Annotated in this window: 20 protein-coding genes and 1 pseudogene; 15 read left to right on the forward strand and 6 right to left on the reverse strand. The window is 61.7% G+C overall.

All coding sequences use genetic code 11. From position 1 onward, the window contains the following. The 4 genes from pimC to ACIQ2A_RS18310 all read right to left on the reverse strand — a co-directional run. Positions 1-1,154, reverse strand: a 1,154-nt coding sequence (gene pimC, locus ACIQ2A_RS18295) for a pimeloyl-CoA dehydrogenase large subunit (protein ID WP_398481839.1), incomplete at its 3' end; no start/stop codon positions are given. A gap of 132 nt (positions 1,155-1,286) precedes the next feature. Next, positions 1,287-2,474 carry an acetyl-CoA C-acyltransferase gene (locus tag ACIQ2A_RS18300; RefSeq protein WP_398481841.1) on the reverse strand — a complete coding sequence of 396 codons (1,188 nt, stop codon included), beginning with the start codon at positions 2,472-2,474 and terminating at the stop codon, positions 1,287-1,289. Between the two features lie 17 nt (positions 2,475-2,491). Further along, entirely contained in the window at positions 2,492-4,153 is a 1,662-nt protein-coding gene (gene pimA, locus ACIQ2A_RS18305; protein WP_398481843.1) for a dicarboxylate--CoA ligase PimA, read from the reverse strand. Positions 4,154-4,323: 170 nt separating this feature from the next. After that, positions 4,324-6,405, reverse strand: a complete 2,082-nt coding sequence (locus ACIQ2A_RS18310) for a 3-hydroxyacyl-CoA dehydrogenase NAD-binding domain-containing protein (protein WP_398481845.1) — start codon at positions 6,403-6,405, stop codon at positions 4,324-4,326. 207 nt (positions 6,406-6,612) lie between these two features. On the opposite strand from ACIQ2A_RS18310, the pseudogene ACIQ2A_RS18315 reads away from it, so the two are divergent. The 12 genes and pseudogenes from ACIQ2A_RS18315 (at position 6,613) to ACIQ2A_RS18370 (ending at position 20,880) form a co-directional block, all read left to right on the forward strand. Then, a pseudogene (locus ACIQ2A_RS18315) lies at positions 6,613-7,483 on the forward strand (IclR family transcriptional regulator). 27 nt (positions 7,484-7,510) lie between these two features. Next, complete coding sequence (locus ACIQ2A_RS18320) at positions 7,511-8,323, forward strand: ABC transporter ATP-binding protein (RefSeq protein ID WP_398481848.1); 813 nt, start codon at positions 7,511-7,513, stop codon at positions 8,321-8,323. Further along, a complete protein-coding gene (locus ACIQ2A_RS18325; protein WP_398481850.1) occupies positions 8,320-9,033 on the forward strand; it encodes an ABC transporter ATP-binding protein in 714 nt (237 codons plus the stop codon). The genes ACIQ2A_RS18320 and ACIQ2A_RS18325 overlap by 4 nt, the downstream gene beginning before the upstream one ends. Positions 9,034-9,043: 10 nt before the next feature. Beyond that, complete coding sequence (locus ACIQ2A_RS18330; RefSeq protein ID WP_398481853.1) at positions 9,044-9,922, forward strand: branched-chain amino acid ABC transporter permease; 879 nt, start codon at positions 9,044-9,046, stop codon at positions 9,920-9,922. A gap of 2 nt (positions 9,923-9,924) precedes the next feature. Beyond that, on the forward strand, positions 9,925-10,953 hold the full coding sequence (locus tag ACIQ2A_RS18335) for a branched-chain amino acid ABC transporter permease (protein ID WP_398481855.1): 1,029 nt from the start codon (positions 9,925-9,927) through the stop codon (positions 10,951-10,953). Positions 10,954-11,141: 188 nt separating this feature from the next. Further along, on the forward strand, positions 11,142-12,347 hold the full coding sequence (locus tag ACIQ2A_RS18340) for an ABC transporter substrate-binding protein (RefSeq protein WP_398481880.1): 1,206 nt from the start codon (positions 11,142-11,144) through the stop codon (positions 12,345-12,347). Between the two features lie 119 nt (positions 12,348-12,466). Continuing rightward, positions 12,467-13,693 carry an ABC transporter substrate-binding protein gene (locus ACIQ2A_RS18345; RefSeq protein ID WP_398481857.1) on the forward strand — a complete coding sequence of 409 codons (1,227 nt, stop codon included), beginning with the start codon at positions 12,467-12,469 and terminating at the stop codon, positions 13,691-13,693. 228 nt (positions 13,694-13,921) lie between these two features. Then, positions 13,922-15,169, forward strand: a complete 1,248-nt coding sequence (locus ACIQ2A_RS18350) for an ABC transporter substrate-binding protein (RefSeq protein ID WP_398481859.1) — start codon at positions 13,922-13,924, stop codon at positions 15,167-15,169. Between the two features lie 167 nt (positions 15,170-15,336). Further along, the gene (locus ACIQ2A_RS18355; protein WP_398481861.1) at positions 15,337-16,569 is read left to right on the forward strand and encodes an ABC transporter substrate-binding protein; all 1,233 of its coding nucleotides are present in this window, start codon (positions 15,337-15,339) and stop codon (positions 16,567-16,569) included. Between the two features lie 162 nt (positions 16,570-16,731). Then, positions 16,732-17,961, forward strand: a complete 1,230-nt coding sequence (locus ACIQ2A_RS18360; protein WP_398481863.1) for an ABC transporter substrate-binding protein — start codon at positions 16,732-16,734, stop codon at positions 17,959-17,961. Positions 17,962-18,137: 176 nt separating this feature from the next. Further along, entirely contained in the window at positions 18,138-19,367 is a 1,230-nt protein-coding gene (locus ACIQ2A_RS18365; RefSeq protein ID WP_398481865.1) for an ABC transporter substrate-binding protein, read from the forward strand. 232 nt (positions 19,368-19,599) lie between these two features. After that, entirely contained in the window at positions 19,600-20,880 is a 1,281-nt protein-coding gene (locus tag ACIQ2A_RS18370; protein WP_398481867.1) for a glycerate kinase, read from the forward strand. Between the two features lie 200 nt (positions 20,881-21,080). On the opposite strand, the gene ACIQ2A_RS18375 is transcribed toward ACIQ2A_RS18370, so the two are convergent. Beyond that, positions 21,081-21,587, reverse strand: a complete 507-nt coding sequence (locus tag ACIQ2A_RS18375) for a MarR family winged helix-turn-helix transcriptional regulator (RefSeq protein WP_398481869.1) — start codon at positions 21,585-21,587, stop codon at positions 21,081-21,083. Positions 21,588-21,770: 183 nt separating this feature from the next. Between ACIQ2A_RS18375 and ACIQ2A_RS18380 the strand changes: the two genes are divergently transcribed. The 3 genes from ACIQ2A_RS18380 to ACIQ2A_RS18390 are packed head-to-tail and all read left to right on the forward strand — an operon-like array spanning position 21,771 to position 25,317. After that, entirely contained in the window at positions 21,771-22,811 is a 1,041-nt protein-coding gene (locus ACIQ2A_RS18380) for a branched-chain amino acid ABC transporter permease (RefSeq protein WP_398481871.1), read from the forward strand. 5 nt (positions 22,812-22,816) lie between these two features. After that, complete coding sequence (locus ACIQ2A_RS18385) at positions 22,817-24,589, forward strand: ATP-binding cassette domain-containing protein (RefSeq protein WP_398481874.1); 1,773 nt, start codon at positions 22,817-22,819, stop codon at positions 24,587-24,589. Then, positions 24,586-25,317 (forward strand): ABC transporter ATP-binding protein, encoded by a 732-nt coding sequence (locus tag ACIQ2A_RS18390; RefSeq protein WP_398481876.1) that lies wholly within the window; start codon positions 24,586-24,588, stop codon positions 25,315-25,317. Before ACIQ2A_RS18385 ends, ACIQ2A_RS18390 begins: the two co-directional genes overlap by 4 nt. A gap of 160 nt (positions 25,318-25,477) precedes the next feature. On the opposite strand, the gene ACIQ2A_RS18395 is transcribed toward ACIQ2A_RS18390, so the two are convergent. Continuing rightward, on the reverse strand, positions 25,478-26,626 hold the full coding sequence (locus tag ACIQ2A_RS18395; RefSeq protein WP_398481878.1) for an ABC transporter substrate-binding protein: 1,149 nt from the start codon (positions 26,624-26,626) through the stop codon (positions 25,478-25,480). Between the last annotated feature and the right edge of the window lie 251 nt (positions 26,627-26,877).

Raw genomic sequence — 26,877 nt, forward strand, 5'->3', positions numbered from 1 at the left:
CGCTGGATCTCGTTGGAGCCGCCGTAGATCGACACCTTGCGGTAGTTGAAATAGGTCGGCGCGATCGGCGAAGCCCAGTCGCCCTCCTCGTTCTGCCCTTCGCCTTCCGGCGCGAATGGCAGCGCGAACGGGCCGGTCACTTCGAGCAGCAGCTCGGTGAGCGTCTGCTGGATTTCCGAGCCCTTGATCTTGAGGATCGACGAGGCCGGATCCGGCTTGCCCTTGCCGTGCTTGCCCTCAGCCGCGACGACGCGCATCTGGGTGAGCTCGAGCGCCTTGAGCTCGATCTCGGTAGCCGCAAGCTTCTGGCGGAACTGCGGATCCTCGATCAACGGCTTGTCGCCGGACATCACGCTGGAGGCCAGCTCCTTGATGCGGCGGATGCGCTCCTTCGACATGCCGACGCGGGCGATGTTGACGCGCTCGTTGCCGAGCAGGAATTTGGCGTAATCCCAGCCCTTGTTCTCCTCGCCGACGAGATTCTCGGCCGGCACCACGACTTCATCGAAGAACACTTCGTTGACTTCGACGCCGCCATCGATGGTCTGGATCGGACGGACCGTGATGCCCTTCGACTTCATGTCGATGAGGATGAAGGAGATACCCGACTGCTTCTTCGCATCGGGATCGGTGCGGCAGAGGCAGAAGATCCAGTCGGCATGCTGGGCCAGCGTGGTCCAGGTCTTCTGGCCGTTGACGATCCAGGTGTCGCCCTTCTTCTTCGCCGTGGTCTTCAGCGAGGCCAGGTCCGACCCCGAGCCGGGCTCGGAGAAGCCCTGGCACCACCAGTCGTCCATATTCGCGATGCGCGGCAGGAAGTGCTTCTTCTGCTGCTCATTACCGAAGGTGTAGATGACCGGGCCAACCATGTTGACGCCGAACGGCAACGGCGGCGGCGCCGGGGTCTTCTGCAGCTCTTCCAGGAAGATGTACTGCTTGGCGGCGCTCCAGCCGGTGCCGCCATATTCCTTCGGCCAATGCGGGACGGCCCAGCCCTTCTTGTTCAGCGTGCGCTGCCAGTTCACCAGGTCTTCCTTTGACGTGTGGTGACCTTCCTGCAGCTTCTTGCGCACGACCGGGTCGATACTTTCATGGAAGAACTTGCGCACTTCCTCGCGAAACGCGACTTCTTCCGGATTGAAACTCAGATCCATCGGATCCTCCTTTTGAATTGCCGTCATTCCGGGGCGCACCACTTGGTGCGAACCCGGAATCCCGGGATGATGAACATGATGAGATTCCGGGTTCGTGTGCGGCAAGAGCCGCCCACGCCCCGGAATGACGAGCTAGTTGACGATTTCGAGCAGGCCGGCGGAGCCCATGCCGCCACCGACGCACATGGTGACGACGGCATACTTTGCCTTGCGACGGCGACCTTCGATCAATGCGTGACCGGCGAGACGCGCGCCCGACATGCCATAGGGATGGCCGACCGAGATGGCGCCGCCATTGACGTTGAGTTTTGCCGGATCGATGCCGAGCTTGTCGCGGCAATAGATCACCTGCACGGCGAAGGCTTCATTGAGCTCCCAGAGATCGATGTCATCGACCGTGAGGCCATGGCGCTTGAGCAGGCGCGGCACGGCAAACACGGGGCCGATGCCCATTTCATCCGGCTCGCAGCCGGCCGAGACAAAACCGCGGAAAATGCCGAGCGGCTTGAGGCCCTTCGAGGCGGCGAGCTTGTCGCTCATGATCACGGTGGCACTGGCGCCGTCCGAGAGCTGCGAGGCATTGCCGGCGGTGATGGTGAAGCCCTCACCGCGCACGGCCTTGAGGCCGGCCAGACCTTCAGCGGTGGTTTCCGGGCGCGGACCTTCGTCCTGCGACAGCGTGATGTCCTTCATGGTGACTTCGCCGGTCGCCTTGTCGGTCACGGCCATCTTGGTGCTGATCGGCGCCAATTCGTCGTTGAACTTGCCGCCCTGCTGCGCCGCCGCGGTGCGGCGCTGGCTTTCGAGGCCGTATTCGTCCTGCTTCTCGCGCGAGATGCCGTAGCGCTTCGCCACCGTCTCCGCGGTGTCGAGCATCGGCATATAGACGTCGGCCTTGATCTTCAGCAATTCGGGATCGACGGTGTGAAACTTGTTGGCGTGATCGTTCTGCACCAGCGAGATCGACTCGCCGCCGCCGCCGACGGCGATCTCGACGCCGTCAAAAATCACCGAGCGTGCGGCAAGCGCAATCGCCTGCAGGCCCGAGGCGCACTGGCGATCGATGGTGGTGCCGCCAACCGTTACCGGCAGGCCGGCGCGCAGCAGCGCCTTGCGCGCAATGTTGCCGCCCGTGGAGCCCTGCTGCAAGGCGGCGCCCATCACCACGTCCTCGACTTCCTTCGGATCGATGCCGGCGCGCTTGACGGCATGCTCGATGGCATGGCCGAGCAATGTCGCACCTTCGGTGGCATTCAATGCACCACGATAGGCCTTGCCGATGGGTGTGCGGGCGGTTGAAACGATGACGGCGTCGGTCATGAGTATCCTCCAGGTCTTTATTGTTGGCTGAGTGTGGGCGTGGCGATCAGGTCACGCAAGGCGTGACGCGAGAGTTTTCCGACTGTGGTGCGCGGCAAATCGGTCATGAATTCGACGGCCGCCGGCAATTCGTGCTTGCCGAGCTTGCCGGTAAGGAATGTACGCAGGTCGTCGGCGGAGAAAGGGGCTGCACCGGTACGGAGCGAGATGAAGGCTTTGGCCGCCTCGCCGCGATAATCGTCCTTCACGCCGATGACGATGACTTCCTGCACGGACGGATGGGTGTAGATCGCCTGCTCGATCATCTGCGGATAGACGTTGAAGCCGCCGGAGATGATCATGTCCTTCTTGCGATCGACCAGATAGTAATAGCCGTCGTCGTCCATGTAGCCGATGTCACCGGTCAGGAAGCGATCACCGACAAAGGCCTCCGAAGTCTCCCCGGGACGGTTCCAGTAGCCCTTGGTGACGTTCGGGCCCTTGATGCGAATCTCGCCGGTCTCGCCGACGCCCAACACCTGCGAGGGATCTTCCAGCGACACGACATCGAGTTCGATACCGGGCAATGCGAGGCCGATGGAGCCCGGCTTGTCGAGGCCCTCGGCCGAATGCGCCGTGCCTGGCGAACAGGTTTCGGTCATGCCCCAGCCGCTCTTCAGCTTGAGGCCGGTCTTGCGCTCGAATAGTCGCGCGACTTCTACCGGCAACGGTGCGCCGCCGGAACTGGCCACCGCCAGCGAGGAGAGATCGCGTGTCTCCAGCGACGGATCGGCGGCGATGGCGATCCACATGGTGGGGACGCCGGGGAATACGGTGGCTTTCTTCTTCTCGATATCGTCGAGCACAGACGCGACATCGAAGCGCTGATGCAGCGAGATGGTATCGCCGACGCTGATGCGACCCAACAGGATTACCGTCAGCGCGTAGATGTGGAACAGCGGCAGCGTACAGATGACACGCTCGACGCGGTTGCGCTCGGCGCGTGATGGCGCGCCCCAGACATTGTAGATCGCCACAGCCGAGGTGAGATTGCCGTGACTCAGCATCGCGCCTTTGGGCAGACCGGTGGTGCCGCCGGTATATTGCAGCAGCGCGACGTCATCGGGGGAGATATTTGGCCATTCTGCTGGCGCCGTCGCGTCCGCAGTGAAGTTACGGAAGGTGACGATCTTCGGACTGGCTGGCAGCGGAAGCTGCTGTGTCCCGATCGCGCCCCAGTCGTCGTCTTCGCAGACGATGAGCTTGTCGAGCAAACCCTTGTCGAGGAACCTGAGCGCCATGGGCAGCAGCGCCGCGAGATTGCTGGTGACCAATACGCGCGCGCCAGAGTCGCTCAGCTTGTGAGACAGCGCGATCTCGCCGTCGAGCGGCGACAGATGCACCAGACGGGCGCCGGCCTTCAGCGCGCCGAAGAAATTGACGGGATGGTCCGGCGTATTGCCGAGAAACAGCGCGATGGTGGCGCCGCGGCCGAAGCCGGCGCGCATGAAGCTGGCGGCAGCGATATCGGCGCGCGCCTGCAGATCGGTGAATGAGATCGGCTTGCCGCGGAATTCGATAGCGGTACGGGTGTCATAGTTGCGTGCCGCATCGGCGAGCAGCCCCGGCAAGGTGCCGCGCGCGATCGGTGCGTCCCAGCGCACGCCTTTGGGATAATATTTCTCGCCGGGGTAGGACATGAAGCTACCTGTCGCTCAAACGTATCCACACGCTCTTATGTCATCCCCGCGAACGCGGGGATCCATAGCCTCCGATGCCGAGATGGTGCTCCGAGAGAGCACCGGGATCGAAACTTATTCGGAGGTTATGGGTCCCCGCTTTCGCGGGGACGACACGTTGACGACGGTGCTTACTTGCCCAGCGAAGCAAACGTCTTGCCTTCGTCCGCGAGCTTCTTCAGCAGCGTCGCGGGCTCGAGCGACGGATCGTTGGTCTGCTTGGCATAGAACGACAGCCGGTCCGCAATTTCCTTCAGGCCGACGAGATCTGCGTAGAACATCGGGCCGCCGCGATAGATCGGCCAGCCATAGCCGTAGAGCCAGATCACGTCGATGTCGCTCGGACGCGAGGCGATCTTCTCTTCGAGGATGCGGGCGCCCTCATTGATCATCGGATAGACCATGCGCTCCAGGATCTCCTGGTCGCCGATGGCGCGGCGGGTGAGACCGAGGCGTTTGCAGGTCTCGTCGATCAGTTTCTCCACTTCCGGATCCGGGATCGGCGCGCGCGAGCCGGCTTCATACTTGTAGTAGCCCTTGCCGGTCTTCTGGCCGAAGCGGCCGGCTTCGCACAGCGCGTCGGCAATTTCCGACTTGATGCCGCGGTCCTGGCGCGAGCGCCAGCCGATATCGAGGCCGGCGAGATCGCCCATGGCGAACGGGCCCATCGGCAGACCGAACTTGGTAACGACGGCATCGACCTGCTGCGGCAGCGCGCCTTCGAACAGCAGCTTTTCCGACTGCTTGGAGCGGGCTGCGAGCATGCGGTTGCCGACAAAGCCGTCGCAGACGCCGACCACAGCCGGAACCTTCGCAATCTTGCGGGCAATCGCCACGGCGGTGAGCAGCGCATCAGGCGCCGTCTTCTCGGCGCGCACGATTTCGCACAGCTTCATCACATTGGCGGGCGAGAAGAAGTGCATGCCCAGCACGTCCTGCGGACGCTTGGTGACGGCGGCGATGTCGTTGATGTTCAGATAAGACGTGTTGGAGGCCAGCACTGCGCCCGGCTTGGCGTGCGCATCGATGGCGGTGAACACGTCCTTCTTGATGGCCATGGTTTCGAACACCGCCTCGATGATGAGGTCGGCGCCCTTGACGTTGTCGAGGCCGACCTTGCCATCGATCAGCGCCATGCGCTTGGCGGGTGCATCCGCCGGGATACCGCCGCGCGCCGCGGTGTTCTCCCAGTTCTTCTGCATGATGCCGAGGCCGCGCTTGAGCTGCTCCTCGCCGGTCTCGATCAAGGTGACCGGGATGCCGGCATTGGCGAAGGACATGGCGATACCGCCGCCCATGGTGCCGGCGCCAATGATGGCGACACGCTCGACCGGACGCGGCTTGACGCCTTCCGGCACCCCTGCGACCTTGGCCGCTTCACGCTCGGCGAAGAAGGCATAACGCTGCGCCTTGGACTGGTCGTCGGCGACCAGCTTCAGGAACATCTCGCGTTCCTTCTTCAGCGCTTCGTCGAATGGCGTATCGAGGGTCCAGCTTACGGCTTCGGCGCAAGCGAGCGGCGCGTTCATGCCGCGGTTCTTCTTGTTGGCGGCGGCAGCTGCATTGGTGAAGATCGAGCGATCGGCCTTGGCGGCGGCGAGCTTCGAATCGTCGTTCTTGAGCACGCGCAGCGGGCGCTTGTCGGCGACGACCTTCTTGGCGAACGCGATGGCGCCTTCCTTCGGGCCCTCAACGATCTCTTCGATCAAGCCATTCTTGAGTGCCTCCGCAGCACCGATCGGATTACCGGTGACGATCATCTGCACGGCGAGTTCGGGACCGACCGCGCGCGGCAGGCGCTGGGTGCCGCCGGCACCCGGCAGCAGGCCGAGCTTCACTTCGGGCAGGCCGAGCTTGGCTTCCTTCACAGCGACGCGGAAATGACAGCCGAGCGTAAGCTCGAGGCCACCACCGAGCGCGGTACCGTGAATGGCAGCGATGACAGGCTTAGAGGAATTCTCGATCTCGGCGATGACTTCGTTGAGGCCGGGCGACTGTGGCGGCTTGCCGAATTCGGTGATGTCGGCGCCGGCGACGAAGGTGCGGCCTTCGCAGGCAATCACGATGGCCTTCACAGCGCTGTCTGCGTTCGCAGCTTTCACGTTCTCGGAAATGCCGCGGCGAACCGCCGCGCTGAGGGCATTCACCGGCGGCGAATTGACCATCACGACGGCCACTTCATCATGACGTTCAAGCTTCACGACATCGCTCACGGCATTCTCCTTGGGTCGAAATCAGGACTGATTTTTGTTGTTTCGCAGTGCGAAATTTAATTCCACATCTTGACAGGCAGGGTTATTTTGAAGAGCGTCCGTTGTCAACGAGGGCACCCCACAGAAAAACCAATCTGGGCGTAAACTCTCGCGAAAACAAATAGACGTCATCGAACAAGATGACGTGAGACACATCATCGGGGAAGCGTGAAGCGTTCAGGAAAACCAGCGGCGACCGATCGCAATTTCGTCGTCGCCTTGGCACGTGGCCTCGATGTGCTGCGCGCGTTCCGCCCGAATGACGGGATGCTCGGCAACCAGGAAATAGCGGCGCGCACCAATCTTCCAAAGCCGACGATCTCACGTCTCACCTATACTTTGACAAAGCTTGGCTACCTTACGCCCGTCCCGCGCTTCGAGAAGTACCAGCTTGCGCCAGCAGCCATGGCCCTGGGGTATGCCGCACTTGCGAACCTCGGCGTGCGCTCGCTCTCCGAGCCGTTTCGCGACGAACTGATGCGGCAGACCGGCGGCGCTTGTGCGGTTGGCGCGCGCGATCGTCTCAGCATGATTTATTTCGGGCAGAGCAAGTCGAGCCTCACCGTCGGTGTTCAACTCGATGTCGGCTCACGTATCCCCATTGCAACGACAGCCATGGGGCGCGCTTATTTCTGGGCATTGCCTGCGGAAGACCGTGCCCAATTATTGCGCGAGTTCCGCGAACATTACGGAAGCCGCTGGGGAAAGATGCGCGATGGCCTCGAACAGGCCGGCGAGATGGTCGCCAAATATGGATTCGTGATTTCCGCCGGTGAATGGCAGGACGATGTGCATGCCGCTGGCGTCGCGCTCACTTTGAACGATGGCACAGGTCCTTACGCCTTCAATTGCGGCGCGCCTGCATTTCGCTTCACGGAAGAACGACTACGCGACGATATTGGACCTCGCTTACTCGCGATGGTAAGGAATATCGAAGCGGCGCTCGGGGGACTTGCAGCGCCGCACACAAAAAAAAACAGAACCAAAGAAAAATAAATCAGGAGGGAAAGTTGCTCGTATTGTTGAAGGGCTCGGATAGCCTTCGCGACCGCGAAGGATGCCGTACATGACACAGGCACAGCTCGCAGAACGCGTGCCTGTCACCTCAGGCGCTCCACTGCTGCAGGTCAACGACGTCAGCGTCGTGTTCGGCGGCATCATCGCGTTGAACGGCGTCTCGTTCAATATGCAGAAGGGCCACATCCTCGGCCTGATCGGACCGAACGGCGCCGGCAAGACCACGCTGTTCAACTGCCTCAGCCGGCTCTATCAGCCGAGCAAGGGCGACATCCTGATGGAAGGCCAGTCGATCCTGACGCGGCCCGCCCACAAGATCTCCGAAATCGGTATCGGCCGCACGTTCCAGAACGTCGCGCTGTTTCCGAACCTCACGGTTCGCGACAATGTGCGCGTCGGCAAGCATGCGCGCACCAATAGCGACATCGTCAGCGATGCGCTGAAGCTGCCATGGGTGCGCAAGGGCGAAGCTGCGATCAACAAGGACGTCAACGACATCCTCGATTACCTCGATCTGCAGGGCGTCGCCGACACCATCGTGTCAGGCCTTCCGTTCGGCACACAGAAGCGCGTCGAACTCGCTCGCGCACTTGCGGCCGAGCCGAAGATCCTGCTGCTCGACGAACCCGCCGGCGGTCTCAATCACGAGGAAGTCTATGTCCTCGGCGACCTGATCCGTCGCATTCGCGACGAACGCGACGTCACCGTGCTGCTCGTCGAGCATCACATGGGCCTCGTGATGTCGATCGCCGACCACGTGGTCGCGCTGAACTTCGGCAAGAAGCTCGCGGAAGGCACCCCGGCTGCCGTCCAGAAAGACCCGGCTGTCATCAAGGCCTATCTGGGGGACAAGGATTCATGAGCACCATGCTTCATGTAAAGGACCTGCGCGCGTATTACGGCCAGGTCCAGGCACTGCACGGCCTCGAATTCGACCTCAAGGAAGGCAGCCTCACCACCCTGCTCGGCGCCAATGGCGCAGGCAAGACCACCACGCTGCGGGCGATCTGCAACATGGTGCGCTCCACCGGCTCGATCGAGTTCGAGGGCAAGAAGCTCGACAACAAGTCGACCGAGAGCATCGTGCGGCTGGGCATTGCGCACGTGCCGCAAGGCCGCGGCACCTTCACCACCATGACGGTGGAAGAGAATCTCCAGCTCGGCGCCATCAGCCGCAAGGACACAAAGGCGATCGATGGCGACATCGAGCGCATGTATGACCACTTCCCGGTGCTCAAGCAACGCCACACCCAGCAGGCCGGCACGCTATCCGGCGGTGAACAGCAGATGCTCGCGGTGGCCCGCGCGCTGATGCTGCGTCCCCGCCTGATGCTGCTGGACGAGCCCTCCTTCGGCCTCGCGCCGCTGATCGTGCGGGATCTGTTCAAGATCCTTGGCAAGATCAACCGCGAGGACAAGGTCTCGATCCTGGTCGTCGAACAGAACGCACAGCTCGCGCTCGAACTCGCCGACAAGGCCTATGTGATCGAAACAGGACGCATCGTGATGTCCGGCACCGCCGACGAGATCGCGAACAACGAAGACGTCCGTAAATCCTATCTGGGATATTGAGGGGGAAGCCATGGAGCTGTTTACCAACCAAGTCCTGGCTGGCATTGCCACGGGCGCGATCTATGCCTGTATGGCGCTCGCGGTCGTGATGATCTACCAGGCGATCGACCACCTGAACTTCGCCCAGGGCGAAATGGCGATGTTCTCGACCTTCATCGCCTGGCAATTGATGCAGTGGGGCGTGCCTTACTGGGTCGCCTTCATCCTGGTGCTGATCTTCTCCTTCATCGGCGGTGTCGTGATCGAGCGGGCTTTGTTCAAGCCGCTCGCCAAGGCGCCGGTGCTCACCCATGTCGCCGGCTTCATCGCGCTGTTTGCCATCGTGAACAGTGTCGCGGGCCTGACCTGGGACTTCACCATCAAGCAGTTCCCGTCGCCGTTCGGCTCTGCCCCGTTCCTGGGCAGCCAGCTGATCTCGACCCATCAGGCCGGCATGATCGGTGTCACGCTGGTGCTGTTGCTGCTGCTGTTCGCCTTCTTCCGCTACACCCGCGTGGGTCTGGCGATGCGCGCTGCGGCAGTGATGCCTGAATCGGCCCGCCTCGTCGGTATCAACACCTCGTGGATGATCGCCCTCGGCTGGGGCATGGCAGCTGCGATCGGTTCGATCGCCGGCATGCTGATCGCTCCGGTCGTGTTCCTCGAGCCCAACATGATGGGTGGCGTGCTGATCTACGGCTTCGCGGCCGCAGTCGTCGGCGGTCTGTCGAGCCCGCTCGGCGCCGTGATCGGCGGCTTCCTGGTCGGCATCTTCGAGAATCTTGTCGGCACCTACATTCCGGGTGTCGGTAACGAACTCAAGCTGCCCATCGCGCTGGCGCTGATCATCACCGTGCTGGTCGTCAAACCCCATGGCCTGTTTGGCCGCACCATCGTGAAGCGAGTGTGATCATGAGCACCGTGCAAGAAGTCTCCTCGGCTCCGGTCGTCGCCGCTGTCCCCAAGAAGGCGATGTCGCTCGGGCCCGGCGCCTCACTGGTGTTGCTCGCCCTCCTCGCGATCACGCCGTTCTTCGTCAAGAACTTCATCATCTTCCAGATGACGATGGTTCTGATCTACGCGATTGCGGTGCTGGCGCTGAACATCCTTACAGGTGCCAGCGGCCAGTTCTCGCTCGGCCAGAGCGCGTTCTATGCGCTCGGGGCCTATACGTCGGCGATCCTCATCGAACACGCCGGCATGAACTACGCGCTCACGCTGCCCTTTGCCGGCCTTGTCTGCTTCATCGCCGGCTTCCTGTTCGGCCTGCCCGCGCTGCGGCTGTCCGGCATCTACCTCGCGCTGGCGACCTTTGCGCTGGCCGTGGCGATGCCGCAGCTTCTCAAGCTCGGCGTGTTCGAGCACTGGACCGGCGGCGTGCAGGGCTTGGTCGTCACCAAGCCGGATGCCCCGGAGATCTTCGCCTCCATGGGACTGAAGGTCTCGCAGGACATGTGGCTGTATTTCTTCACCCTCGTCGTTGCGATCGTGATCTACATCGTGTCGGTCAATCTGCTGAAGTCGCGCTCCGGCCGCGCGATGATGTCGATCCGTGACAACGAAATCGCGGCCTCCGCGATGGGTGTCGATGTCGCGCTCTACAAGACCCTCGCTTTCGGCGTCTCCGCGGGCATCACCGGCATCGCCGGTGGTCTCGGCGCCATCGCCGTGCAGTTCGTGGCGCCGGATGGCTACACCATCCAGCTCGCCATCGCGCTGTTCCTTGGCATGGTGGTCGGCGGCGTTGGCTGGCTCCCCGGCTCGCTTGCCGGCGCGCTGTTCATCGTGTTCGTCCCGAACATCGCCGAACACGTGTCGAAGGGTCTGTCCGGTGCCGTGTTCGGCGTCATCCTGATCTTCATCATCTTCCTGTTGCCGAACGGCGCGCGCCAGCTCGCTTACGGTGCACAGGCGATGTTCAGCAAATTGCGCGGAAGCTGATCGATCAAAGCAACATTAACTATCTGACAGAGAGGCCCCTGCGACGAAAGTTGCGGGGGCTTTTTCTTGCCATCAGCAGGCGAAACCTGTTCAATCCGCGCACCGCAGCATTCATAAAAACAACAACACGCGCGGTTTTATGGAAATAATCAAGGAGACCAGAAATGCCTTCGTTTAGCTCGCGCGCAATGACGTTCTCGATTGCCGCAGCCCTCGTTGCCTCAGCAGGCAGCACAGCTTTCGCTCAAAAGAAATACGACACCGGTGCCACCGACACCGAGATCAAGATCGGCAACATCATGCCCTATAGCGGGCCGGCTTCCGCCTATGGCGTCATCGGCAAGATGGAAGAAGCCTATTTCAAGATGATCAACGATCAGGGCGGCATCAATGGCCGCAAGATCAACTACATCACCTATGACGACGGCTACTCGCCGCCGAAGGCCGTGGAGCAGGCACGCAAGCTGGTCGAGTCCGACGAAGTGCTGTTCATCGCGAGTTCGCTCGGCACCCCATCGAATTCGGCGATTCAGAAATACATGAACGCCAAGAAGGTACCGCAACTGTTCGTGGCCACCGGCGCCACCAAGTTCGGTGAGTACAAGGACTTCCCGTGGACCATGGGCTGGCAGCCCGCCTATCAGAGCGAGTCGCGCATCTATGCGGCCTATCTGCTCAAGGAGAAGCCCGACGCCAAGATCGGCGTGATGTATCAGAACGACGACTTCGGCAAGGACATGCTGAAGGGCCTCAAGGACGGCCTCGGCTCCAAGGCCGCCTCAATGATCATCGCCGAAGCCAGCTACGAAGTGTCCGAGCCGACCATCGACTCGCATGTCATCAAGCTGAAGTCGGCCGGTGCCGATACCTTTGTCAGCTTCACGACGCCGAAGTTCGCCGCACAGGCGATCAAGAAGACCGCCGAACTCGGCTGGAAGCCGACCTACATCCAGAGCAATGTCGGCGCATCGGTCGGCAGCGTGATGAAGCCGGCTGGCTACGACAATGCGCAGGGCATCCTGTCGGCGAACTACGCCAAGGATGGCGCCGATGCGAGCTGGGACAATGACGAGGGCATGAAGAAATTCTACGCCTTCCTCGCCAAATACGCGCCCGGCATGGACAAGAATGACGGCTCGGTCGTCTATGGCTACGGCCAGGCCCAGACCATTGTCCAGGTGCTCAAGCAGGCGGGCGACAACCTGACCCGCGCGAACATCATGAAGGAAGCGGCGAATCTCAAGAACTTTGCGCCCGACACCCTGCTGCCCGGCGTGACGATCTCGACCTCGGCCACCGACTTCTACCCCATCGAGCAGCTGCAGATGCAGCGCTTCAAGGGCGAGAAGTGGGAGCTGTTCGGCCCGATCATCGCCGGCAAGATCGACGGCTAGGCGGGTTCCGCCACCATCTTTCTGCCACATCCACAGTGCCCCTCGCGATCACATTGCGAGGGGTTTTCTTTTGGTGCCGACATCGGCGCCTCCTCGCCGCGCCGAGGATTGTTCTGGATATGCCGACCCGCTTTCGCTCGCCCGCTGCATTCGCTTTGACGGCAGCTCTGTCTTTCGCAATCGCGGGCACCGCTTGTGCGCAGAAGGCATACGATCCCGGCGCATCCGATACCGAGATCAAGATCGGCAATATCATGCCCTATAGCGGTCCGGCCTCGGCCTATGGCACGGCGGGCATCATCGAGGCTGCTTATTTCAAGATGATCAACGATCAGGGCGGCATCAATGGCCGCAAGATCAATTTCATCAGTTACGACGACGCGTACAATCCGTCCAAGGCGGTCGAACAGGCGCGCAAGCTGGTGGAATCAGACGAGGTGCTCGTGGTCTTCAACCCGCTGGGCACGCCATCGAACACAGCGATCCTGAAATACCTGAACGGCAAGAAGGTGCCTCAGCTCTTCGTTGGCGCTGGGAGTACGTCATTCGGCGATCACAAGGCCTATCCGTGGACCATGGCCTGGCAGCCGCCCTATCAGAGCGAAGGCCGCATCTATGCGACCTATATTCTGAAGGAGAGGCCCGACGCAAAGATCGCGGTGCTCTATCAGAACGACGACTTCGGCAAGGACGTGCTCAAAGGCCTGAAGGACGGCCTTGGCGACAAAACCTCCATGATCGTCGCCGCCGAAGGCTATGAAGTGAGCGAGCCGACCATCGACAGCCGCATCATCAATCTCAAGGCTTCCGGCGCCGATGTGTTCATCAGCGTGACCACTCCGAAGTCGGCGGTGCAGGCAATCCGCAAGGTCGCCGCCTTGGACTGGAAGCCGCTCTACATCCAGGGCTATGCCAGCGCCTCGGTCGGCTCAGTGCTGAAGCCGGCCGGCCTCGACATCTCGCAAGGCATCCTTTCGGCCTACTACGCCAAGGACGGCTCCGATGCGCAGTGGGACAATGACGAGGGCATGAAGCGCTTTACCACCTTCCTCGCCAAATATGCCCCGGATTATAGCCGCAATGACATCTCCACCGTCTATGGATATGGCGTGGCCCAGGCGATGGTGCAGGTGCTGAAGCAGGCCGGTGACGATCTCACCCGCGCCAATGTCATGAAGCAGGCCGCGAACCTGAAGGATTTCGTACCGGATATCGTGCTGCCCGGCGTGAAGCTCAACACATCGGTCAGCGATCATTACCCGATTGAGCAGCTGCAGATGATGCGTTTTACCGGCGAGACATGGGAGCCGTTTGGACCGGTCATTTCCGGAGAGATGAAGCGGTAAAGCGTAACTCTTAGGGTGGACAAAGCGAGGCCTGCCCACCGCATCACCTGACCGCGGATGGCGGGCACGGCGCAAACGCGCCTTTGCCCACCCGACAGAATGCTCAATAAATCAGCCCCTCGTGACGCCAGCACGAGGGGCTTTCTGTTGCCGCATGCGTGCGAACGGTGTTGAATTCAACCGGAGCCACAAAGGCCCTCAAAGAAAAACAGAATTCGGGAGTTGGAAATGCCGTCGATCCTTTCGCGCGCCACAGGCAGTCTTTTGCTCTTGTCCGTCGCCGCAACCCTCAGCGTCGCCGCCACAGGCGGCGCACTCGCCCAGAAGAAATACGATACCGGTGCCAGCGATACCGAGATCAAGATCGGCAACATCATGCCGTATAGTGGCCCTGCCTCGTCCTATGGACTGATCGGCAAGACCGAGACCGCCTATTTCAAGATGGTCAACGACAATGGCGGCGTGAACGGCCGCAAGATCAATTTCATCACCTATGACGACGCCTACTCGCCACCAAAAGCCGTGGAGCAGGCGCGCAAGCTAGTGGAGTCCGATGAAGCCCTGTTGATCTTCAATTCGCTGGGCACGCCGTCGAACACCGCGTTCCAGAAATACATGAACGCGAAGAAGGTGCCGCAGCTCTTCGTCGCCACCGGCGCCAGCAAGTGGAACGACCCGAAGCATTTTCCGTGGACCATGGGTTGGCAGCCGAGCTACGCCGTCGAGGCGCAGATCTACGCCAAATACCTGATGAAGGAGAAGCCGAACGCCAAGGTCGCGGTGATCTATCAGAACGACGATTTCGGCAAGGACTACCAGAAGGCCTTCAAGGAAGCGCTCGGCGCCAAGGCCGCCACGATGCTCGTGACCGAGGAGAGCTATGAGATCTCCGAGCCGACCATCGACTCTCACATCGTCAAGGTGAAGTCGCTCAATCCCGACGTCGTTGTGCATTTTGTCACGCCGAAATTTGCCGCGCAGGGCATCAAGAAGATCGGCGAACTCGGCTGGAAGCCACTCCAGCTCGTCACCAATGTCAGCGTCTCCGTCGGCGCCGTCATGCAGCCCGCCGGCTTCGACAATGCGCAGGGCGTGCTCTCGGCCGACTATCGCAAGGACGGCGCGGACTCGCAGTGGAACAACGACCCCGGCATGAAGAAGTGGTCGGCCTTCATCGACAAATACATGCCGGGCGCTGATCGCACCGACAACAGCCTCGTCTATGGCTATGGCGCTGCACAGACCATGGTGAAGGTGCTGGAGATGGCGGGTGACAATCTCACCCGTGAGAATGTGATGAAGCAGGCCGCAAGCTTGAAGGACTTTGCGCCGGATACGCTGCTGCCGGGTATCACCATCACGACCTCGGCCACCGACTATGCGCCGATCGCGCAGCTCCGCATGATGCGCTTCAAAGGCGACAAGTGGGAGTTGTTCGGCGACGTCATCAATGCCGATGTGGCTGCGCCCGAGTAAGTGCAACGCACTCGCCGCACTGCACGCATTTTATAGCAATTCCGAGCCCCTGCGATTTTGTCGCAGGGGCTTTTCCTTGTGACGTGACGGCGACAGGCGTTCAATATGCCGCAGGAGCCGCAGAGCTCCGCAAAACGATTGGGACGAACGACCTCGGGAGACTTTGAATGCTCGCACGATCAATGCGTCTGGCAGCGATTCCCGCTGCGCTGGCCTTGCTGGCCGCAACCACCGGCGCATTCGCGCAGAAGAAATACGACACCGGCGCCACCGATACGGAGATCAAGGTCGGCAACATCATCCCCTATAGCGGCCCAGCTTCCGCCTATGGACTGATCGGCAAGACCGAAGCCGCCTATTTCAACATGATCAATGCGCAAGGTGGCATCAACGGCCGCAAGATCAACTTCATCAGCTATGACGACGGTTACTCGCCGCCCAAGGCCGTGGAGCAGGTCCGCAAGCTGGTCGAATCAGACGAGGTGCTCGTCGTCTTCAATCCGCTCGGCACGCCCTCCAACACCGCGATCCAGAAATATCTGAACGGCAAGAAAGTGCCGCAGCTGTTTGTCGCCACCGGCGCCACCAAGTGGAATGATCCGAAGAATTTCCCGTGGACCATCGGCTGGCAGCCTTCTTATCAGAGCGAAGCGATCATCTATGCAAAGTATCTGCTGAAGGAGAAGCCAAACGCCAGGATCGGCGTTCTCTATCAGAACGACGATTTCGGAAAAGATTATCTGAAAGGCTTCAAGGACGGCCTCGGTGCCAAGGCTGCATCGATGATCACCATCGAGGACAGCTACGAGATTTCCGAGCCGACCATCGACACCCATGTGGTGAAGCTGAAGGCTGCCAATCCTGACGTGCTGATGATCTTCACCACGCCGAAATTCGCGGCGCAGACCATCAAGAAAACTGCTGAACTCGGCTGGAAGCCGCTGCAGATCCTCGCCAATGTCAGCATCTCGGTCGGCGCGGTGATGCAGCCCGCCGGCTTCGACAATGCACAGGGCGTGCTGTCGGCGTCCTACAGCAAGGACGGCACCGATCCGCAATGGAAGGACGATGCCGGCATCAAGAAGTGGAACACCTTCCTCGACAAATACATGCCGGAAGCCAACAAGGCGGACTCGAGCACGATCTACGGCTACGGCGCCGCGCAGACATTGGTAAAGGTGCTCGAAATGTGCGGTGACGACCTCACCCGCGCCAATGTGATGAAGCAGGCCGCCAGCCTGAAGGATTTTGTCCCGGACACGCTGCTGCCCGGCGTGAAGATCAACACCTCCCCCACCGACTTCGCCCCGATCTCGCAATTGCAGATGCAGCGTTTCAAGGGCAATGCGTGGGAGCGCTTTGGCGAAATCTTCAGTGGCGACGTAGCACCCACGCAATAGTCCTGCTGCAACAGCGAAGAGACACAACGATACCGCCCTCGCGATCATGTCGCGGGGGCTTTTTCTTGCCGGTGATCGCGCGCGGGTGTTGAATGTCGCGAGGAGCCGCAGAGCTCCCGCTTCAAGAAACATGACACACACGCCATCATCAGGGAGACAGAAATGCCCGCAATGCATCTGCGTTTGGCCGCGCTTCCGGCTGCCGTCGCCATCCTTGCCGTCACCACATCCGGCGCGCTTGCCCAGAAGAAATATGGCCCCGGCGTCACCGATACCGAAATCAAGATCGGCAACATCATGCCCTATAGCGGACCTGCTTCCGCTTACGGCGTGATCGGCAAGACCGAGGAGGCCTATTTCAAGAAGATCAATGCCGAAGGCGGCATCAACGGACGCAAGATCAATTTCATCAGCTATGACGACGGCTATTCCCCGCCGAAGACCGTCGAGCAGGCGCGCAAGCTGGTCGAGAGCGACGAAGTACTGCTCATCTTCAATCCGCTCGGCACACCACCCAATTCGGCGATCCACAAATACATGAACGCCAAGAAGGTGCCGCAACTCTTCGTCGCCACCGGGGCCACCAAGTGGAACGATCCGAAGGATTTTCCCTGGACCATGGGCTGGCAACCCAGCTACCAGTCCGAAACCCAGATCTATGCCAAGTATCTGTTGAAGGAACGACCGAATGCCAAGATCGGCGTGCTGTTCCAGAATGACGATTACGGCAAAGACTATCTGAAGGGCTTGAAGGACGGGCTCGGCGCCAAGGCCGCGACTATGATCATCGCGGAAGAGGCCTATGAGACCTCGCAGCCGACCATCGACAGCCACATCGTCAAGCTGAAGTCCTCGGGCGCCGATGTCTTCATCAACATCACCACGCCGAAATTCGCAGCGCAGGCGATCAAGAAGATCGCCGAGATCGGCTGGAAGCCCGAGCACTTCCTCAACAACGTCTCGGCGTCCGTCGGCAGCGTGATGAAGCCGGCCGGCTTCGAGAACGGCCAGGGCATCATCTCCGCCGCCTATGCCAAGGACGTGTCCGATCCGCAGTGGAAGGACGATGCAGGGATGAAGACCTTCCTCGCTTTCCTGGCGAAGGATTTTCCCGAGGGCAACAAGCTCGACGGCAATGTCATCGTCGGCTACGGCGCGGCACAGACACTGGTCCAGGTGCTGAAACAGTGCGGCGATGATCTCACCCGCGAGAACGTCATGAAGCAGGCTGCCAGCCTGAGGGACTATCGCACCGAGATCCTGTTGCCCGGCATCAAGATCAATACCTCGGCCTCGGACTTCGCGCCGATCAGCCAGTTGCAACTGATGCGCTTCAAGGGCGAGATGTGGGAGTTGTTCGGCGACATCATCAGCGCCGACGTGGCCGGCTGATCATTCCTCACAACGAAATAAACGAGGCCTGCGACCAAAGATTCGCAGGCCTCTTCTCATTTCTGAACGCTTTCCATTTGAGCCACTAAGCATTCGCGGTAAGACCACCTCGCAAGTGCGAGAGCGCATTTGCCGAACAAGAAAATCACGCCTTGCAAGCAAGGGAAGGAACTCGAATGTCCGCCACCTCCGTGCGGCTGGCTGCCCTCTCGGCCGCCGCCATGTTGCTCGCTGTCTCCTCCACCGCCGTCTTCGCCCAGAAGAAATATGACACCGGCGCCAGCGACACCGAAATCAAGCTCGGCAATATCGTGCCCTATAGTGGACCGGCTTCGGCCTATGGCGCCGTCGGCAAGGCACAGGCCGGCTATTTCAAGATGATCAACGACAAGGGCGGCATCAATGGCCGCAAGATCAACTTCATCTCCTATGACGACGCCTATTCGCCGCCGAAGGCCGTGGAGCAGACCCGCAAGCTGGTCGAGAGCGATGAAGTGCTGCTGATGTTCTCCGCACTCGGCACGCCGTCCAACACCGCGATCCACAAATACATGAACGCCAAGAAGGTGCCGCAGCTGTTCCTGGCCACTGGCGCCACCAAGTGGAATGATCCCAAGAACTTTCCTTGGACCATGGGCTATCTGCCAAGCTACCAGAGCGAAGGCCGCATCTACGCGCAATATCTGATGAAGGAGAAGGCCGGCGCCAAGGTCGGCGTGCTCTATCAGAATGACGACTTCGGCAAGGACTATCTCAAGGGTCTCCGCGACGGTTTCGCCGATAAATCTTCGTCGACCGTCATCGAGGACAGTTATGAGTTGACCGAGCCGACCGTCGATTCCCATATCGTGAAGATCAAGGCTGCCAATCCGGATGTTGTCGTCATCTTCGCGACGCCGAAATTTGCCGCACAGACCATCAAGAAGATCGCCGAGCTCGGCTGGAAGCCGACCATGATCGTTCCAGGCGTCAGCGTTTCGGTCGGCCAGGTGCTGCGGCCAGCAGGCTTCGAGAATGCGCAGGGCCTGATCTCCGCGCATTACGCCAAGGACGCCACTGACCCGCAGTGGAAGGACGATCCCGGCATGATCGCCTACAAGGAATTCCTCGCGAAATATGTGCCGGACGGCAATCCCGCGGATTCCTCGCTGATGTCCGGCTACAACATCGCCGTGACCATGGCGATCCTGCTCCAGCAGTGTGGCGACGACCTCACCCGCGCCAATGTGATGAAGCAGGCGGCGAACCTGAAGGACATCCAGCAGCCGACCCTGCTGCCGGGCGTGAAGATCAACACGTCGCCTACCGATTTCGCACCGATCGACCAGATGCAGCTGATGAAGTTCGAAGGCGAGAGCTGGAAGCTTTTTGGCGAGGTGATGAAGGGCGAAGTGGGCACGAACTAAGGCGGCCGAAGCTCCATGTTTTCCTTCTCCCCTTGTGGGAGAAGGTGGCTTCGCGAAGCGAAGACGGATGAGGGGTACGGCTAGGCTCGGAGCCTGTGACTACCGCTCCCGCGTCTCGAACGCTTCGCGTTCGATCCACCCTCTCCCACCCCGCACAGCTTCGCCGTGCTAGGGGGAGAGGGAAGGAAAAGCCCATCTTGCCGCCTCCGTCATTGCCCGGCATAACCCCCTCATGACCGACAAACGCCCCCTGCTCCGCGCCATGTTCGATGCCGCTGTCGCTGCAGCGCATCCTGACGTCATTCTCAGCGCCCATCTGCCGGCGCCACCGAAAGGCCGCATCATCTGCCTGGCCGCCGGCAAAGGCGCCGCCGCCATGGCTGCAGCTGCCGAGAAACATTATCTCGACGATCTCAAGCTCGATCCCGAGCGTCTGACCGGCATCGCCACCACCCGTCACGGCCACGGCGTGCCGACCCGCCGCATCCGCGTGGTCGAGGCCGGCCATCCCGTGCCCGACGAAGCCGGCATGAAAGGTGCCGACGACACGCTGGCACTTGCAGCCACAGCCACCGTCGACGACCTGCTGCTGGTGCTGATCACCGGCGGCGGCTCGGCCAACTGGACCGCGCCGGTCGCCGGCATCACGTTTCAGCAGAAGCAGCAACTCAACCGCGCGCTGCTGCGCTCGGGCGCCGTCATCGGCGAGATCAACACCGTGCGAAAGCATCTGTCCCGCATCAAGGGCGGCCGCCTTGCCCGCGCCGGACAGAAGGCCGAGATCCTCTCGCTGGCGATTTCCGATGTGCCGCATGACGATCCCGCCGTGATCGCGTCAGGGCCCACCGTGCCGGACACGACGACGCTTGCGGACGCCCGCGCCATCGTCGCCAAATACAAGCTTGCCGTGGACGATGCCGTCAGCGCCGCATTGAACGATCCGGCGAATGAAAGCGCAAAGCCGAACGATCCGGCTTTCGCGCGCGCTACGTTCAAGCTGATCGCCAGGCCGAAGGAGTCGCTGGATGCCGCCGCTCAGGTGGCACGCGATGCCGGCTATGAGGTCATCGATCTCGGCGCCGATCTCGAAGGCGAAGCCCGCGAGGTCGCGGCCGAGCATGCAGCCATGGCGCTGAAAGCCCAGGCCGAAGGCAAGAAGATCGCCATCGTCTCCGGCGGTGAACTGACGGTCACGGTGACTGGCAACGGCCGCGGCGGCCCCAATCAGGAATATGCGCTGGCGCTGGTGGATGCCTTCAAGGACACCACAGGCATCGTGGCGCTGGCCGGTGATACCGATGGCGCCGATGGCGGCGCCGGCAGCGCTAGCGATCCCGCTGGCGCGCTGCTCGATGCGAAGACGTTCGAGGCCATGCGTGCACAGAAACTCGATCCGATCGCATCGTTGAAGAACAACGACGCAACGACGTTCTTCGCGGCCACGGGAGATCTTTTGCAGACCGGCCCGACGCTGACGAATGTGAATGATGTTCGGGTGATTTTGGTGGGGTGACTCTGTTCCCTCCCCCAAGCGGCAAAGCCGCGCAGCGGGGAGGGTGGATCGAAGCGAGCGTTCAGCGAGCTTCGAGACGGGTGGGGTGTCTCCCCGAACTCCGTCCTACCGTGGGGATAGACCCCACCCGGCACTACGCGCCACCCTCCCCGCTGCGCGGCTGCGCCGCTTGAGGGAGAGAGATCACGCGCAGCCGCGCTTCAAAACTCGTTCGCGATCTTCGCCATCATGTCGAGCAGCGCCTTGTGCTCTCCCGGCCCCAACAGCTCGATCAGCCGCGCCTCATGCCGCGTCGCCACCAGCTTCTTTGCACGGGCCAATGTCGCACGTCCCTTGTCCGTCAGCATCAGCACATGCGAGCGACGATCGCTGGGCGAGCGCATCCGCGTCAGCAGGTCGCGGCTTTCGAGCCCGTCCAGCATCGCCACGAAATTCGGCCGCAGAATACCGAGCGTATTGGCGATCTCGGTCTGGTTGCGGCCCGGGTTCTTGTCCAGCAGGAGCAGCACTGAAAACTGCGCCGGGGTCAGTTGCAGCGGCGCCATGCAGCGATGAAAATCGTCGAACACCTTCAGCTGCGCACGTTTGATGACATAACCCAGCAATTCGCTGAGTTCACCCATCTGCAGCGCAGCGCCTTCCTCATCCAAACCAGCGGGCGCCGGCGATTTGGATGAATCCTGGGCGGATGTTTTGGACGTGGGCATCACTCGCCTTCCGCGATAGCCGGTGGTTGAATGTCACACCCGGTCGAATTGCGGCTGGGCTTGAGTTATGATCAATAATCGTTATGAAATATATCAAATATGTGAGCGGGTTCAACCGCCATTGTTGATTGTCCTGCCCCTGTGGTATCCGCCGCGGCAGGCAATGTGGGGGAGCGTCCGGCCTTGAATACGACGATCTTGCTGTTCCTGCTTCAGGACGGCATCACCAATGGCGCAATTTATGCGCTGCTCGGACTGGCACTGGTGCTGGTCTTTGCAGTCACGCGCATCATCCTGATCCCCCAGGGCGAATTCATCACCTTTGGCGCGCTGACCTATGCCAGCCTCTCCGCCGGGCAGATGCCAGGAACCATCAAGCTCGCGGTCGCCATGGGCGTCGTCGCCTTCGCCTTCGACCTGTTCACCTTTCGCCGGGCGCTGCAGGCCAAGCGCGTGCTGCGCTCGCTGGCCGTGAACATCGTGTTCCCGCTGGCGATCTGGGCCGTGCTGTGGGCGCTTGCCGGCAGGCCGTCCAATATCGCCGTCAATATCGCGCTGTCGCTGCTGATCGTTGCCGCCATCGGCCTCTATCTGTATCGCATTGCCTTTCAGCCGATCGCCCACACGTCCGTATTGGTGCTGCTGATCGCTTCGGTCGGCTGCCACCTGGCGCTGCAGGGCTTTGGCCTCGTCTTCTTCGGCGCCGAAGGCCAGCGCGGACCCGCGATCTCCACCGACGCCATCACCATCGGCGCGTTGCGCTTCACCGGCCAGAGCATCGCCGTCTATGCGATCACCATCGCGCTGATCGTCGGGCTCTGGCTGTTCTTCGGCTACACGCTCTATGGCAAGGCGCTGCGTGCCACCGCCGTGAACCGCCTCGGCGCACGTCTGTCCGGCATTCGCACCACGCTGTCGGGCCAGCTCGCTTTCCTGCTGGCCTCGGTTATCGGCGCCATCTCGGGCATCCTGATCGTGCCGATCACCACGCTCTATTACGACACCGGCTTCCTGATCGGCCTCAAAGGCTTCGTCGCCGCCATCATCGGCGGACTGGTGAGCTATCCGCTGACAGCCGCCGCCGCCATCCTGGTCGGCTGCGTTGAAGCGTTCTCGTCCTTCTATGCCAGCAACTTCAAGGAGGTCATCGTCTTCACGCTGATCCTGCCGGTTCTGGTGCTGCGCTCGCTCGCAGCCCCTGAAGTCGAAGAAGAGAAGGATTGAGCGCCATGTCATCGCGTCTCCTTCCCATTTTCGCTTTCGCGCTCGTCATGGCTGCGATCCCGTTCGTGCCCGGCGTGCCGCCATTCTGGATCGTGCTGCTCGACAATATCGGCCTGGCCGCGCTCGTGGCCATGGGCCTCGTTCTGCTCACCGGCGTCGGAGGTCTCACCTCTTTCGGCCAGGCCGCCTTCTGCGGCTTCGGCGCCTATACGACAGCCGTGCTGACGACGACCTATGGAGTGTCGCCATGGCTGACGCTTCCGCTGTCGCTGCTGGTCGCGGGCTTCGCCGCCGTGTTTCTCGGCCTCATCACCATGCGTCTGTCCGGCCACTATCTGCCGCTCGGCACCATCGCCTGGGGCATCAGCCTGTTCTATCTGTTTGGCAAGCTGGAATTTCTCGGCCGCAATGACGGCATCTCCGGGATTCCGCCGCTGTCCATCGGCAGCTGGAAGATGCTGGATCCCGGCTCGATCTATTTCCCGATCTGGATCGCCGTCATCATCGCCGCATTGCTGTCGATGAATCTGCTCGATAGCCGCACCGGCCGCGCCATCCGCGCGCTGCGCCGCGGCCATGTGGCGGCAGAGGCGTTTGGCGTGCAGACCGCGCGGGCCAAGCTGCTGGTGTTCATCTATGCCGCCGTGCTCGCCGGTCTGTCCGGCTGGCTCTATGCGCATTTCCAGCGTGCGGCGAACCCGACGCCGTTCGGCCCGCATCTCGGCATCGAGTATCTGTTCATCGCCGTGGTCGGCGGCGCCGGCTATGTGTGGGGCGGCGTGCTCGGCGCGGCGGTGGTGATCATTCTCAAGGAAGTGCTGCAGAGCTATCTGCCGATGCTGTTCGGCGGCAGCGGCCAGCTCGAGACCATCGTGTTCGGCATCTTGCTCGTGGCGCTGCTGCAGCTCGCCCCCACCGGCATGTGGCCGTGGGTCACGTCACTGCTGCCTGCAAAGGACAGCCGCAAGCGCCCGGCCCCTGCCGATGCGCTGCCGGGCCGTGCCGAAAGGGCACCCGCAGACGGCGTACTGCTGCAGGTCGAAAAAGCACGCAAACAGTTCGGCGGCGTGGTCGCCGTCAATGATGTCTCCTTCGATGTGAAAGCCCGCGAGATCGTCGCGTTGATCGGCCCCAACGGCGCCGGCAAGAGCACGACCTTCAACCTCATCACCGGCGTGCTGCCGGCCACCGCCGGCAAGGTCACCGTGCGCGGCGAGAGCGTCTCCGGGGCACCGCCGCAGGAGGTCGTCAAACTCGGCGTCGCCCGCACCTTCCAGCATGTGAAGCTGGTGCCCGACATGACCGTGCTGGAAAACGTCGCCCTCGGCGCGCATCTGCGCGGCAGCGCAGGTGCCATCGCAAGCATGCTGCGGCTCGATCGTGCCGATGAAGCCAAGCTGTTGGCGGAAGCCGCCAAGCAGATCGAGCGCGTCGGCCTCGGCGATCAGATGAACCAGCTCGCAGGCTCGCTCTCGCTCGGCCAGCAGCGCATCGTCGAGATCGCACGCGCACTCTGCGTCGATCCGATGCTGCTGCTGCTCGACGAGCCCGCTGCGGGTCTCCGCCACATGGAGAAGCAGCAGCTCGCTGCGCTCCTGCGCCAGCTCCGCGAAGGCGGCATGTCGGTGCTGCTGGTGGAGCACGACATGGGATTTGTGATGAATCTTGCTGATCGCATCGTGGTGCTCGATTTCGGCACCAAGATCGCCGAGGGCACACCGACCCAGATCAAGACCAATCCCGACGTGATCAAAGCCTATCTGGGAGCCGCGGCATGAGTGCGCTGCTGCAAGTCACCGACGCGCATGTTGCTTACGGCAAGGTCGAGGCCGTGCGCGCCGTCAATCTCGACGTCCGCGACGGCGAGATCGTCACCATCATCGGCGCCAATGGCGCCGGCAAGACGACCCTGCTCAACGCCACCATGGGCATCTTCCCGCTGAAAGGCAGCGTGCGCTTCGCTGGCAAGGAGATCAGCAAGCTCGACATCGAGGACCGCGTCGCCGCCGGCCTCAGCCTGGTGCCCGAGCATCGCGAACTGTTCGCTACGATGAATGTGGAAGACAATCTCCTGCTCGGCGCCTTTCGCATCGACAAGGCGACGGCTGCGCGCTCCTTCGAGCGCGTCTACACGCTGTTTCCACGCCTGAAGGAACGCCGCAAGCAGCTCGCCGGCACGCTCTCCGGCGGTGAGCAGCAGATGCTGGCCATGGGCCGCGCACTGATGGGCGCGCCGAAGCTGCTGATGCTCGATGAACCGAGCCTCGGTCTTGCGCCGATCATCGTCGCCGACATCTTCCGCATTGTTGGCGAGTTGAAAGCAGCAGGCGTCGCCGTGCTGCTGGTGGAGCAGAACGCGCAGGCTGCATTGAAAATCGCCGACCGCGCCTATGTCATGGAGCTCGGCGAGTTCGTCCTCGACGGCAAAGCCAGCGACATCGCCAGCAACCAGCGCGTGGTGGCAAGCTATCTCGGCTTCCAGCACGAAGGCGAAAGCGCGATCTGATCTTCCGCCGTCATTGCGAGGAGCGCAGCGACGAAGCAATCCAGACCTGGGCCAAGAACTGGATTGCTTCGCTGCGCTCGCAATGACGACTGAGAAGCAGGTGCCTCAATGAAAAGGCCGGCGATCTCGCAACCGCCGACCTTCTTTTGCGAGTTCCAGCTCACTTCGCCGGAACGTATTTCCCGTCCTTCACCGTCAGCAGGATGCGCGAGCGGTCATCGACGCCATTGCGATCCTTGTCGGTGTAGTTGTAGACGCCCTGGCTCGCCGGGATCTCACGTTCGGTGAGCAGCGCCTGGCGAATGGCCTCGCGGAATTCCGGGGTGCCGGGCTTCGCGGTCTTGAGTGCCACCGGCACGATGCGCTTCAGCACTTCGAACACGTCGTACGAGTGCCCAGCGAACTGGCTGCGGCTGTTGGCGCCGTATTTGGCTTCATAGGCCGTGTTCAGTTCGAGGCCCGGCTTCTTGGTCAGTGCCGAATCCGGCTGGCCTTCCGGATACATCACCGGACCCGCTGCCATCAGCACGCCCTCCGCCGACTTGCCGGCAATGCGGATGAAGTCGCTGCTGGCCGCACCATGGGTCTGATAGATCAGGCCCTTATAGCCGCGGTCGCGCAGTTCGCTCTGCGGCATGCCGGCGCCGGTGCCGGCAGCGCCGATCAGGATCGCATCGGGATTGGCGGCGATCAGTTTCAGCGCCTGCCCGGTGATCGAGGTGTCGGGACGGGCGAAGCGCTCGTCGGCGACCATCTTCATGCCCAGCCCACCGGTCTGGGTCTTGAAGTCGTTGAACCACAGGTCGCCATAGCTGTCGGAATAGCCGATATAGCCCACGGTCTTCACGCCATTGGCCTTCATGTGGTCATACATGACCTTGCCGACGATCTCGACCGGCTGTGGCATGTCCACCGACCACTTTTCGCGCGCCGGCGTAAACGGCATCGGCGACAGGCTGAAATGCGGCACGCCGACTTCATTCGCCACCGCCGAGATAGCGATCGACGTCGGCACGATGGACGATCCGACGATCAGGTCGGCCTTGGATTCGGTGACGAAGCGGCGGGCATTGGTGGTCGCGGCAGTCGGGTCGCCGCCATCGTCGAGCACGATCAGCTTCAGCGGTACGCCGCCGATTTCCTTCGGCACGAAATCGAGCGCGTTGCGCGAGGGCACGCCAAGGGCTGCGGCCGGGCCGGTTGTCGAGAGGCTGAGACCGATGGTGATTTCAGGGCTTTGGGCTTCCGCCGGGGAAGCAACGGCCAGCGCAGCGGCAACGGCCGCAATCGCCAGATGAAGCTTGGACATTTCTTGTTACTTTCTTGGATGGATGGCGCGGCAGCCACGGCAACAAACGCCGCAGGCTGGCACGGGTGGCGATCTGCGCGCCGGAACGCGCACGGCAAAAAGCCGACCTTCAGGTGAAGGCCGGCTTTGGTTAGCCAATATTGCGCTGCGGGGGAAGCGGCTTGGCGCTGCGGGTTCTTGGCAAAAGGTAGGCTTGTCAGCCTCTTTCTTACCTCTCCCCTCCGGGGAGAGGTCGGCGCGCGCAGCGCGAC

It is taken from the genome of Tardiphaga sp. (assembly GCF_044336785.1).
Taxonomy (GTDB): domain Bacteria; phylum Pseudomonadota; class Alphaproteobacteria; order Rhizobiales; family Xanthobacteraceae; genus Tardiphaga.

What these genes read in the sequence shown, in the direction of transcription:
- ACIQ2A_RS18300 (WP_398481841.1), bottom strand. Translation starts at nt 2,474, where the DNA reads ATGACCGACGCCGTCATCGTTTCAACCGCCCGCACACCCATCGGCAAG.
- pimA (WP_398481843.1), bottom strand. Translation starts at nt 4,153, where the DNA reads ATGTCCTACCCCGGCGAGAAATATTATCCCAAAGGCGTGCGCTGGGAC.
- ACIQ2A_RS18320 (WP_398481848.1), top strand. Translation starts at nt 7,511, where the DNA reads ATGACACAGGCACAGCTCGCAGAACGCGTGCCTGTCACCTCAGGCGCT.
- ACIQ2A_RS18325 (WP_398481850.1), top strand. Translation starts at nt 8,320, where the DNA reads ATGAGCACCATGCTTCATGTAAAGGACCTGCGCGCGTATTACGGCCAG.
- ACIQ2A_RS18330 (WP_398481853.1), top strand. Translation starts at nt 9,044, where the DNA reads ATGGAGCTGTTTACCAACCAAGTCCTGGCTGGCATTGCCACGGGCGCG.
- ACIQ2A_RS18335 (WP_398481855.1), top strand. Translation starts at nt 9,925, where the DNA reads ATGAGCACCGTGCAAGAAGTCTCCTCGGCTCCGGTCGTCGCCGCTGTC.
- ACIQ2A_RS18340 (WP_398481880.1), top strand. Translation starts at nt 11,142, where the DNA reads ATGACGTTCTCGATTGCCGCAGCCCTCGTTGCCTCAGCAGGCAGCACA.
- ACIQ2A_RS18345 (WP_398481857.1), top strand. Translation starts at nt 12,467, where the DNA reads ATGCCGACCCGCTTTCGCTCGCCCGCTGCATTCGCTTTGACGGCAGCT.
- ACIQ2A_RS18350 (WP_398481859.1), top strand. Translation starts at nt 13,922, where the DNA reads ATGCCGTCGATCCTTTCGCGCGCCACAGGCAGTCTTTTGCTCTTGTCC.
- ACIQ2A_RS18355 (WP_398481861.1), top strand. Translation starts at nt 15,337, where the DNA reads ATGCTCGCACGATCAATGCGTCTGGCAGCGATTCCCGCTGCGCTGGCC.
- ACIQ2A_RS18360 (WP_398481863.1), top strand. Translation starts at nt 16,732, where the DNA reads ATGCCCGCAATGCATCTGCGTTTGGCCGCGCTTCCGGCTGCCGTCGCC.
- ACIQ2A_RS18365 (WP_398481865.1), top strand. Translation starts at nt 18,138, where the DNA reads ATGTCCGCCACCTCCGTGCGGCTGGCTGCCCTCTCGGCCGCCGCCATG.
- ACIQ2A_RS18370 (WP_398481867.1), top strand. Translation starts at nt 19,600, where the DNA reads ATGACCGACAAACGCCCCCTGCTCCGCGCCATGTTCGATGCCGCTGTC.
- ACIQ2A_RS18375 (WP_398481869.1), bottom strand. Translation starts at nt 21,587, where the DNA reads ATGCCCACGTCCAAAACATCCGCCCAGGATTCATCCAAATCGCCGGCG.
- ACIQ2A_RS18385 (WP_398481874.1), top strand. Translation starts at nt 22,817, where the DNA reads ATGTCATCGCGTCTCCTTCCCATTTTCGCTTTCGCGCTCGTCATGGCT.
- ACIQ2A_RS18390 (WP_398481876.1), top strand. Translation starts at nt 24,586, where the DNA reads ATGAGTGCGCTGCTGCAAGTCACCGACGCGCATGTTGCTTACGGCAAG.
- ACIQ2A_RS18395 (WP_398481878.1), bottom strand. Translation starts at nt 26,626, where the DNA reads ATGTCCAAGCTTCATCTGGCGATTGCGGCCGTTGCCGCTGCGCTGGCC.